This is a genomic window from Blautia sp. HCP3S3_B11, assembly GCF_052064435.1.
GTDB lineage: Bacteria > Bacillota > Clostridia > Lachnospirales > Lachnospiraceae > Blautia_A.
The window spans coordinates 1-11,841 of sequence record NZ_JBQHVP010000034.1 but is presented as its reverse complement, the minus strand read 5'-3'; the positions used below and the strand labels follow the sequence as shown (position 1 = coordinate 11,841).

General features: G+C 37.8%; 9 protein-coding genes. 1 reads left to right on the top strand and 8 read right to left on the bottom strand.

What is annotated here, in order from left to right; all coding sequences use genetic code 11:
- Positions 1-444: 444 nt before the first annotated feature.
- The 6 genes from ACTNC0_RS17795 to ACTNC0_RS17770 form a co-directional block, all read right to left on the bottom strand.
- The gene (locus tag ACTNC0_RS17795; protein ID WP_441088434.1) at positions 445-2,976 is read right to left on the bottom strand and encodes an RNaseH domain-containing protein; all 2,532 of its coding nucleotides are present in this window, start codon (positions 2,974-2,976) and stop codon (positions 445-447) included.
- Entirely contained in the window at positions 2,969-6,106 is a 3,138-nt protein-coding gene (locus ACTNC0_RS17790; RefSeq protein ID WP_441088433.1) for an ATP-binding protein, read from the bottom strand. The genes ACTNC0_RS17795 and ACTNC0_RS17790 overlap by 8 nt, the downstream gene beginning before the upstream one ends.
- Positions 6,081-7,244 carry a restriction endonuclease-related protein gene (locus ACTNC0_RS17785; protein ID WP_441088432.1) on the bottom strand — a complete coding sequence of 388 codons (1,164 nt, stop codon included), beginning with the start codon at positions 7,242-7,244 and terminating at the stop codon, positions 6,081-6,083. Before ACTNC0_RS17785 ends, ACTNC0_RS17790 begins: the two co-directional genes overlap by 26 nt.
- Positions 7,245-7,480: 236 nt before the next feature.
- Positions 7,481-8,503 carry a transglutaminase domain-containing protein gene (locus ACTNC0_RS17780; protein WP_441088431.1) on the bottom strand — a complete coding sequence of 341 codons (1,023 nt, stop codon included), beginning with the start codon at positions 8,501-8,503 and terminating at the stop codon, positions 7,481-7,483.
- A 29-nt stretch (positions 8,504-8,532) separates the two neighbouring features.
- Entirely contained in the window at positions 8,533-8,805 is a 273-nt protein-coding gene (locus ACTNC0_RS17775; protein WP_441088430.1) for a hypothetical protein, read from the bottom strand.
- 235 nt (positions 8,806-9,040) lie between these two features.
- Positions 9,041-9,169 carry a DUF6783 domain-containing protein gene (locus ACTNC0_RS17770; protein WP_441044556.1) on the bottom strand — a complete coding sequence of 43 codons (129 nt, stop codon included), beginning with the start codon at positions 9,167-9,169 and terminating at the stop codon, positions 9,041-9,043.
- 26 nt (positions 9,170-9,195) lie between these two features.
- On the opposite strand from ACTNC0_RS17770, the gene ACTNC0_RS17765 reads away from it, so the two are divergent.
- Positions 9,196-10,536 carry an MATE family efflux transporter gene (locus ACTNC0_RS17765; RefSeq protein WP_441035376.1) on the top strand — a complete coding sequence of 447 codons (1,341 nt, stop codon included), beginning with the start codon at positions 9,196-9,198 and terminating at the stop codon, positions 10,534-10,536.
- Positions 10,537-10,655: 119 nt separating this feature from the next.
- On the opposite strand, the gene ACTNC0_RS17760 is transcribed toward ACTNC0_RS17765, so the two are convergent.
- Entirely contained in the window at positions 10,656-11,678 is a 1,023-nt protein-coding gene (locus ACTNC0_RS17760; protein ID WP_441035378.1) for an alpha/beta hydrolase, read from the bottom strand.
- The coding region (locus ACTNC0_RS17755; RefSeq protein WP_441088429.1) for a hypothetical protein at positions 11,662-11,841 on the bottom strand (180 nt) is incomplete at its 5' end. The genes ACTNC0_RS17760 and ACTNC0_RS17755, both read right to left, overlap by 17 nt.

Sequence of the window (11,841 nt, the reverse complement as noted above, 5' to 3'; positions counted from 1 at the left end):
AATCGCATTTTTTCACTGAAATCAAGGGATTTTTACCATCTTCATTACCTTTTCTGATACAAACGAGAGTTAATTATCATGGAAGTTCACAGATAGACTTGTTGATGAATCAGCTGTTTTAAGGCCTTTGTCATAGCATTTGATTTTATATGTGTTTCGATATTTTTCACGAAAGTGGCAAAAAATATCTGACTGCGAATGCCCTGACTTAATTCAAAACGAAACTCCTGTACGCTTTTTGTACGGTACTCAGAATTTTCTGTGGCAGTGACATAGGCAAGGACTTCCCTGTTGCCGAAGATCTTAGTGAGAACCCGGCGGACACCAGTATAATAAGCACCGATCTTTTCATTGGAAAACGTAAAATGTCTATATTTTGGCAGCATAAAATATACATAAAAAGCAGATACGAAAATCCCAGATAACAATTCGATTAAATATTTTTTATTTCTGCAAAATATATTCTTCCAGTTTAGCTGCCATATGCAGCGGAATAGGCAGAACCGCAGCCTCATCATACTGAATCGCACCCTTTCGCAGCGAATTGGCATAAATCACCCACTCTTTCGGGTCATCCCCTTTTTGCAATTGGATTGGATAAAATTCTATCATATCACGCTCTGCAAAATTCTGTTCTGACTTACTGTAAGTACTTTCCTTATAGCTACATGTATAAGACTTATCTTTAGGTCTCTCAGCAACAGACCAGTAAACATCTTTGTATTTGAAGACACCACTTGTCTGCGCATGTCCATCTCCTTTTTTAGAAAAATCTGTATAATAATCCGGCACTTCTCCATTTCGTCTTATTCTCATAAACCGGACTTTTGAATCATTCAGACTTATCTTATAACTATTTTGTTTCGTACCTACTTCTATTTCTTGTGGACAGTATGGTTCTAAATATGTATATTTCTGAATCTGACCGTCTGTAATTCCATTACATACCGCACGTGTGTTTCCATTTGCCTCAATCATAACAAGCAGATTATTATTTTTATATACATTCTTCCACATAATCATCTTCTGCTTAAACATTCCCTTAGCTGCATTTTCACACTTTTTCTCAAAGTCTCTGTCCATGCTTAACCTTGCCAGTTCCAATCCCGCTTTTTTATAAGGTACTCTTATCTTCTCAAAAGCCTCACATTCCACGTATATTTTCCCTGAGATATAATCCAGTTCAACACATAATGGAAGGAATCTTGCCTTTCCATACAATGTCTTTATCTGTGTCATCACATGAAGGCCAATTACCGGAGTATGTACCAGCATATTCTCTTTATTAATAAGTTTTTCATCCAAAGTCCTTACATATCCCAGCTGGCGGCATAAATCTTCAATTGCACTCGCAATTTTGCTTTTAATGGTAGTTTCTATAGCTTTTTGCTTTTTCTTATCTTCCTCTTCCCCTGACTTCCATGGGATTATAAACTGTGTTAGTCGGTTTCTCAATGCAAATCCACAGCGGATTGCATCTTTAGGATCTTCCTGACCATAGCTTTCCTTTCCAGGCAATAATATAACGCAGGCTGTAGTTTCTGATGCAGTCTCGATTTTTTTCTCAATTTCTTTCATTCGTTTCAGAACCGCTGCACTTTTAGAACTCTCAAGCGCAGCTCCAAAATTTCCCAATTCACACATTTTAATCGTAAATGTCATATTGTCTGTGTTCTGAAAAATATTCTGAAGTTCAGAAATGATTTCCTGTGCACACTCCTTCGCATCATTCATATAATAAACTTCCAGATGCAAAATATCTGACTCTATACATTCCCGCATACGTCCGGCAAGCTGAATACGCTGATTTTCATCCAATCCTTTATTAAAGTTAATCTCATCTACGTTTAGTTTTTTAAGTACATTCTTTGTACTGCCTACTCTCACTGGCATTTCTGGCTGTTGTACCATTGGGGATATATAGGAAAATACTCCGTCATAAATATTTTTTTTCTCAACTACACTTACACCTGTCCCCGTTATATTCTTCTCAAATCCGTTACTGTCCATTCCATTTTTATACAAACATGTAATTTTCAGACTCTCTGCCAGATACATATCCGGTGACTCTATGATTTCCCCAGCTGGTGGAAGTGGCCTGTAATTATATAAATTATAATATTTTTCTTCTGTCTCCTGCCAGCAATACTCTCTTCTTCCATCATTATATTTCTGATAAATCGGCAACTTATAAATCCTGTTGTTTTCCAGCCATATATGTGCCATTATTTTTTCTTCCAGATACGGCATCCTGTTTTTTTCTTTCGCCCAATTTCCCGGTATCCATCTGTGTATACGACAATCACATAAGAGCAAAGCCTTTCTTTCAGGTGGTGTCGTCTGAAGAGAAAATGAAATTCCATAAGAATATGCCTTTTTTCCCTCCTCCTGTATATCTGAAATAAGATGATTTTTTCCTGCATAGTTAAGCTTCACATCATGTCCATCTATGCAAATAGTTTTTCCTGCTAAAGCATTCGTTGTCATCAGAGAAAAAGCAGAGTAAGAATAACTTTCTGTCGGAATACCATTTTCATCAAATAATTTTACTTCTTTACATCCTTTTAATTTTTCCAGTTCCTTCACAGATATTTCTTCCAACAGCTGTTCTATTTTCAGCTTTGCAGCCACAGGAAATCTGCTGTTTCCAAGATAATACGAATGCAGCCATATTTCCATATGCTCAGTTAATTCCTCCAGATTTATTTCCCGTTCACATGAAATTGCCCACATTTCATCATTGGACTCTTCCCGTAATGGTGTAAGTTCAACAAAACCATCCATCCACGCATCCAGACTGTTTTTCAACACATATGTCGGCAGCGCATATGTTTTATCCCACCTTGGTTTTGTTATCTTTTCTACCTCTATCAGCTTATCTTTCCATGCCTTCGGAAAACCTACGTAATATAATTTGCAGACAGTATCGTTATTTGGCACATATGCCATTGGATAAATATTTGTAAGATTACTCATGCCTGATATCTCCTTTGTACGCTGTAAAAAATGGTTCATATAATGTTCTTGCGATTTCTCCGTTCTCTGGGTCTGACAACATTTCATTCAGATACTCATAAATCTCATTTAATGTATCAAACCCTTTTTCTGCACCATCTCTCTTTCGGAAAGCACCGTCTGCAAAATAAACTGTCGGTGGATTCCTGGATGCATCTGTAATTCTGCAAAGTCTTCCAAAAATCTGCAGAATCAGTACAAACATAGTAGAAACCAAATCTCTTTTTATTTCCACATCCTCCAGATTATCCAGTCTTTCTTTCGAAGTCCGATTCATTCGAACCCAGAATTTTGCTGCTTCTCTTCTGACATATAAATTTTTTTCATATGCGTCAGTATATGGATAATCATATAATTTATCCGCCATATATCCATTCAGTTTTATGCTCTTTTCCTTCACATCATCTGGAATTCCCATCGGCCGGAGCAAAAAGAAAACACTGTTTAGAGAAGAATGTCCTCGTTCGTCCACAATATTATGTCCTCGCTCAATTGCCAGAGCCGGAGCCACCAGGATTCTTGCCTTTCTTTGATCAAATCTATATACCTCACCGCGCCGGATATAATTCTCAGACTCACCCGAAATTGAACTCTTATCCGAAATCAATTCGCATACATTTTCTCCACATTTTCTGTTTATCAGATTTCTTCTTAAACGCTCTGCTACGATTCTCGTTTGTCGAAAACTATTTACTACAAGAAGAATTTTCCCTTCTTTCTCCAGTTCTGAAACAACATTAGGGGTACATTTATCTACTACTTTCTTTAAAATTTCTTCTCGTGATTCTAAAGGACTTCCTGATACCCGTTCTGCAAGTCCCAATTCTACAAAATGAGTTCTGGAGATAAAATCACGTATATTTTCTCCAGCCTCAAGAATATAATTAATTTCGGCATTTACATGGTATTCATAGGAACCTTTTGCATAGCTGGAACCAGACATCAGAACAACATGCGGACCTGTGGAAACCCCCTTCTCATTTACACGCAGTCCCGGCAAATCCGTCAGCAAAACTCTTCCATAAGCATACTGTCTGAACAGCAAAATATCATCTTCATCTGTCAGCTTTATTCCAAACAGATTTCCAAGCAAAGCAGATGGAAGATAGTCCTGCTGAAGTCTGAAACGTGTCTGAATAAATCCTGTCAGATCATTATTGCTATTTTCACTATTTGGAGAATCTTCATATACATTTTCAAATGCATTTCCTATATTCCGTATATGTCTGTCAAATGCGATCAAGGTAAGTATCAGTTGTATTTTTTTGCGGATTTCTATTCTCTTCTTATTTTGCCGCTCTATTTTCTTTTGAATATCTCGGAGTTCTTTCTCATTTTTCCCGGGATGTTTTCCGGAAAGTTGCGCAGTGCCTTCCCAAACAAGCTCCGGTTCATTCTGATCCAGCCAGATGCCAAGTAATGTTTCAAATCGGTCTGTTATCACACTCTCGCAGGATTTTTCCATAATATCATAAAGAGAACTTTGTTCTGCCTTACTGACATCCATCAGCTTATATATTTCATCCTGAGTCGTCTGAGAAATTTCCTCTTTCATTTTTTCCAGCATCGTATATGCCGAAAAAGCATCTGACAATATATTTCTGCCACCATATTCTCTGACTGATTTTACCGCATTAGACACACATACCAGAACTGTAGGAGATTTCAACTGCAACTCTTTATAGTGGGTATCTTCTATATAATCCATCCGCTCCCTATTTGATTTACACATGAATTGTCTGCAGCTTTCTGAGACTTCCATAATGAAATCATTAAATTTTACCGCTGGTACAAATAACTCATCCAGATTTTTCTGAATCCTGTCACATTCATCATAGAATACAACATCTGCTTTCTCCATAATTTCTTTCAGAAAAATATTCTGCTGTATTCCTACTTTGCTCATCACCATTCCTGCAACTGTAGTAATGACAATATTTTTTTCCATTGCATCCCTTTGCATCGAAGTTGTCGGACATTTATCAAAATATGGACAGATAAACCTTTTGCCACCACATTCCAGCTTTGCACAAGGTTCCTCTCCAAAAGATACTGCATTCTCACTTGTCACATCCATTCCGTCAATCAGACAATTCGTTGTCAAATATTTTGAAAGATTTTCGCCTAAATAATAAGCATCTTCATCCAACATCTGATTAATATACTTTATACGTTCTGTTCTTCCGATTAAAGGACTGCAATTACAGTCAAGTTCCTGAAAGTAACCGTATAATTTAAAAACTTCAGCCACTGTATCTGTTACGATCACAACCTTTTTCCCCATTTTGTCCAACATATATGCGATAACCTTCAGCAACGTAGACTTTCCGGCGCCAACCATACCTACAATATTTGTAACCTGATTCAGTTTCAGAAATTCTGCCTGTTTCACTTTCCCTGAATTTACTTCTTTTATAAGATTACTTTTCAGAACACCTAAGCAATAGTCATTCTCTTTCTTTTTATGAATTTCTTCTGCCGCAGCCAGCATATCTGAAACAGAAAGTACGATTTTCTCTCTCGGAAGCACCTGGTCTGTAACCTTATCATCTTTTTCATTCTGTTGTTTTCCTTCATCTGCGTCATTCATCATGTCTTCATGAATACTCACATAAATCTTTTTCTGTTCATTGTTCCTGTTATAATATGAATAATCACCATTCGTTGCATATTTTCGCTCAACAGATTTTCTCTTTGCCAGAAGATATCTCCAGTAGTCTTCTTCACGATTTCCATATGGAAGATTTTCCGTATCACACTTTACGATTCTTTCCTCTGTAATTTCAAACAGCCTTATTCCGTCATATTCCTTCCTCTGGTATTTTTCTAATGTATCACTCCATACCTTTTCAGAACGATATTTCTTCAGATATACGGACGCATTCTGAATCAGATAAAAATTACGTCCGCTCCCTTTTCTTTGAATATTCTGATACTTGGTAAAAAAAATGTAGCCTTTAGCCGGATCTGCACCTGCTTTGAAATATGTTGCCACCATAAGGGCCATCTCAAAAGTAATAAACTGCTGCAACTTTAGCGGACTGTTTTTTTCGTCATAGCAAACTTTAAATTTCTTTTTTATCTGCTGCATTTGCGGCCTCCTTTTTTGTCCCATTGTTTCCTTTGAGTTTTAATGTTTCTTTCAACTCACCTAAAGTGACACAGTATATATTATTTTTCCCAATTTTCTTCAATTCAGCTTCTATGATTTTTATGTAATCAGTCTGTTCGTTTTTAAACTCATCCGGTATCACATAAAGTGCTTTTTGATAATTGCCCTCTGGAAATCCTCCCGCGTTTCTGATATTCGAACGCAAAAAATATGGATTTCTCACCTGCTTTGCATCTACTGCCCAGATTTCTCCATTGTCAAAAACGATCTCAATATCATATTTATCTAATTCCGGCCATAATGAACTCTTTATCTTATATTTCTCACAGCATTTCAAAATTTCCAATTCCAGTTTTCCCGGTGTACAGATATACATCATCACTCCACGTTTCAATCGGAATTTTCCATCATTTCTTTCAATCTTTGCAAGGTTAAGCTCCTCTTGTAAAGGTTTGCTTTCAGTACAATAGCGGCTTTGACATATCATTTTTGACTTTTCTTTCTTTAATGTCCACCCGCACTTCGGGCATACATAACAATCTTCTCTGATTTCTTCATAAGCATTTTCAATTGCCTGCAAAGCCATTTCATTCTGTGAATATCGAAGCTTTAATCTTCTCAAATCTCCCTGCTCTGCAATTGGATGTTGAACGAAATATTTTCTTAAATATACATAATCATCCTGTTCCAATAATTTCAGACAATCATAAACTGCTCTCTGCTCAATTCCGGCAATAATATCTTTTTCGACATAATATTGAACATAGTCTTCGCAACAGTCATTGACATAAAACATGCAAGAACTAATGTCCCCAACCAGTTCTTCCATATAATAAAATTCCTGTTCTTCAAGCTTCAGGTTCTCTGTATTTTTCCATCCCTCAAACCAATCCCTCACCGGCTTCATTGCATAATCTGTGATAAACTTCTGCTCATGTAGCTGATTGAAATCAAAATTTTCCTGATTGTACTTATAATTCAGATACTGAAAAATATTAATCCCATGAATCAAACGTTTACTATAAAAGTATTCCCCTTTTATCTTTTTTCTGTCCTTTTCACACAATCCAACTGTAATCAGCTGCATGGCCGTTTTTAATCTGGCTAAGTCATCCATATGCCTGCTCATCTCCTCATATCGTAAAAATCTTCCCAATAAAAAACGTTCCCTGACACGAAAGTCAAAGAACGTAATATTTCCTTTACAATATTCTCAAAACTGCAAAACAACAAAAGTATTTCAGATAATACACTTCTGCCATCTATAGCAATTTATGTGAACAAATATTCTATTCTTCGTGTACAAGTATAGAATATTCACTCACAGGGAAAAAGTCAAGATGTTTATCACATCTATTTTTCCCCTTCATTCGCTTCCTCTATTGTCACACTCTCCTGTACCTGCATATCCGTATACTGAACACGAATAACTGCCTGCGGCCAGTTTATGCTGACCATTGCTGTTTTGTCTTTCTCATCTCCTGCTTTCCGGATAAGCTCCAGCAATTCCTTCAGTACTTCCTTTGTCAGATAACCGCCTCTCCAGTGAAAAATAAGTATCCTGCCTTTCTTCGCCGCCTGCAAAGAACGTTTATACACATCCTCTTTCTTAGTAAAAGAAAGCTTCTTCTCCTTATAGTAAAAGTGCTCATGATCACCGCAGTGAGGCGCCGGTGCAATAAGAGGCTCATGATCTCTGAAAATCTGTGAATCATCCAGATTGAAATAATCATAGCGGATTTCAGAAGTCTCACGATCTTTTCCCAGGGTATTATCAAAAGTCGCATCCAGATGATAATATGTACCTCCTATTTTTACGATATTCCATGTGTGGCGATACTTAATCCCCTTCTCAGGATTATTTCCACAGATTGCAATCACACACCAGACTCCCAGTGCATCTAACAAAATCTTTACTGCTTTTGCGATTCCCTCACAAACACCAACGCCTTGCCCCAACGGTCCGATAATTTCATGGGAATATGATTTTTTCAGTTTGTCATAGCGGATATTTTCACAGATAAAATCATGTACATACTTCTCTTTCTCCCACTCAGACAGCTTCTGAGCCGGGCGAATCAGCTTCTCAACTCTGGCCGTCATAGCCTTTTGATGTTCGCAAATCTTCTTTTTATCAAAAAGATACTCCGGAATAAAAATCAGATTCGGAGAGTCTTTATAATACCGGTATTTATAACTGCTCACCCAAAATATCTCCGGATGATCCAGACGCATCTGAAAAAATACATTATAAAGTTCTTCTCCCTCTAATGCCGGAATCTGAAATTCATCCGCCAGGTTTTTCACACCGCTAAGAATGCTGTAATATGCAGCCTGCTTCGCCTTATTCATATGGTTGTAATAATATTGCTCCATTGTTATCTTATCTCCATGTTCTTCGTCACTTATAATCCCTTCCGGTACATTTCACTGATCACTGCCTGCGCATGTTCAGATTCCTTTTTCTCAATTATCTGCGCCCTGTCAGTTAAAATCGCCAGCATTTCATCTACCAGATCTTCGATTTTAGGATTTGTATACCGATATAAATAACCCAGCATTCTGGTTGCGGTATAATCTGTATTCATGTTTTTATATGCGATTTCAGCACAAAGCTCCTTCGGATAGCCCTTGCTGAGCAAAACCCTGTATAATTCTTTTGTTCTTTCTGATGCCATGTTTTTTGCCTTTCTTATCATGTTTCTGTGTCACCAGCCATCTGATTTACCTCGTCAAAAATCATATGATATAGCTATGTTTTTTTATAGTAACATACTTCAACTGATATTCGCAATCAGAACATGGAGCTTATTTGATATGGAAAAAGATTGTTACAAGGCACTGAGTAAACAGTAACACAGTAACTCCAAGACTTACAAGGTTATCAACGTGACAGTAGAATGTGCGCAATAACTATGTTATACTGATAATATCTAAATGCTTCAGATAACAAGCAATCAATACACTAGAGTGTGTTTGAAAAATGCTTTCTGTAAAATGTGCGTCACAATTTGTTGGTACACTCGTTACTATCTGAATCATTCAAGCCACATTCTCAGGAGGAAAAAATGTCGAAAAAAGAAATAAGTTTTACAGAAGGACCTGTGTTCCAGTCTTTGCTTCGGTTTGCCATTCCCGTACTTGGAGCATTGATCCTGCAGGCTGCGTATGGCGCAGTTGATTTGCTGATTGTTGGAAAATTTGGAAATGCCTCGAGTATTTCCGCAGTAGGAACAGGAAGTTCCTTTATGCAGATGGCTACTTTTATCATTACAAGTCTTGCAATGGGCTCCACCGTAATAATCGGGCATCACATCGGAGAACAAAAACCAAAAGAAGCAGGAAATGCGGTCGGAACTACGATCATTCTTTTTCTGATCATTGCTGTCATCATGACATTTGTACTGGAATTTGCCGCCGGAGGAATTGCGCATCTTTTACAGGCACCGGCTGAATCCTTTGACAAAACGATTCTTTATATCAGAATCTGTTCTGCCGGTATCGTTATTATTATTGCATACAACGTAATCAGCGGGGTGCTGCGAGGTGTGGGAAATGCAAACCTTCCACTTCTGTTCGTAGGAATTGCCTGCATCGTAAATATTCTGGGAGATTTGCTTCTGGTTGGAGTATTTCACATGGATGTTGCAGGTGCCGCCATTGCCACTGTATTTGCACAGTTTGTCTCTGTTGTCTGTTCTGTCGTTGTATTAAGAAAGCAGGATATGCCTATAGAATTTTCCAGAGAACAATGTCGGATTTATAAGGAAGAGTTGGGGAAAATATTGAACGTAGGTGTGCCGATTGCACTTCAGGAGACAACGGTTCAGATTTCATTTCTTGTCGTAAATTCTGTTATCAATCAGATGGGTCTGATGCCATCTGCCGGATATGGAATTGCACAGAAAATCGTTTCCTTTATTATGCTGGTTCCGTCCTCTATCATGCAGAGTGTATCAGCATTTGTTGCACAGAATATCGGTGCCGGAAAGAAAAGCCGGGCATGGAAGGGTTTTTACACTGCAATCATTACCGGATGTTCCGTTGGAATCATCATCTTTATGGTAGGATTCTTCGGAGGCGGAGTATTATCCTCTTTCTTTACCAATGATTCCGAGGTAATCGCGCAGAGTGCCGCTTACCTGAAAGGTTTCTCTGCCGACTGTATACTGACTTGTGTACTTTTCAGCAGTATCGGATATTTTAATGGCTGTGGAAAAAGTATTCCTGTTATGATCCAGGGAATCACTTCCGCATTCTGCATCCGAATTCCGGTATCTATCATTATGTCGAGATTACCGGAAACATCTCTGACTTATGTTGGAATGGCGACACCTATCACAACTGTATATGGAATTATCTTTTTTGTAATCTGTTTCCGGCTGTTAAATAAAAACTCAGCCAAATAATAAAAATGGTTTCCTGTTATCAGTTCTCTTAGTAGAGATGCTGATAACAGAAAACCATTTCCATTATTTGATTATCCTCCGATACATGAATCGCATAGAAAATTTCATTAAGATACGAATCACGTACAACTGTCAGATACCATGCCTGAATCCATAAACTTCATAATCTTATCTAAATACATTTCCATCGTCCTGTCATCGCTGCGGTAAGTCTCATGTCTGGTTCCCGGCAGGTAAACATATTCGCAGGAAGTAATTCCTCTATGATTAATTTTCTCTGCAAATTTTCTCAATGCGTTTACAGATACAAAATCATCTCTTTCTGCCTGAAATAGCAAAACAGGTGCTGTCAGTTTCTTCCATCCACAATATTTTATGTACCAACTCATTTTTACAGACGCCAGAAGCCACCCATAAGAAGCTGCACTAACCTGGAATTTTTTATTCTCTTTACGCATCTCATTATATTTTTCGAATCTTGGTCTGGAAGTACATCCACTGGTTTCGAAAGTCTCACCACCATCATAAGGCTTCTGACCAGCTACATAGTCTTCCTCTTTTCCCAAAAGGCACTTCGTCTGTGCAATAGCAATCACCAATGGCCAGGGAACATTTCCGGTGAGCGGGCGGAGCATAGGAGAATTCAATATAATCTTCTGAAACAGTTGCGGCTCCCATGCAGCTGCAATTGTGCCAATCGCCCCACCCATAGAATGCGCAAAAAGAACTAACGGCAGTTCAGGATATGTTTTTTTAATTACATGGCATATTTTCAAAAAATCTCTCACATATCGCTTCCAGGTATCTATATGTACAAGAGATGAATCTGCTGTCAGACAATAACTTTGTCCATGTCCCATATGTTCCGGCATATACACATGATATCCAGCCTTCAGAAAATAATAAATCATCTCATCATATTTCGGCGCTGCTTCTGTAAAGCCATGACTGATTATAATCACGCCTTTCGGCTTCTCTATCAGGTAGCGCTGTACATGAATTTTCCCCACTATCCCCGTATCTTTTCGATGCAGATGATCCTCTGCACCAGGAATGTATCCTTCCTGACAGCGCATTGCAAGATATGGTTCTATTTCATCTTTCATTTTATATAAATATTCATTTTCATGTATTATTTCCATTCGTATGTACTCCTTCATTTTTCATAACCCTGTTGTTATCTGCTTCACCATTCAATACATACCTGTAATATAATTGTGAACTTCCATGATAATTAACTCTCGTTTGTATCAGAAAAGGTAATGAAGATGGTAAAAATCCCTTGATTTCAGTGAAAAAATGCGA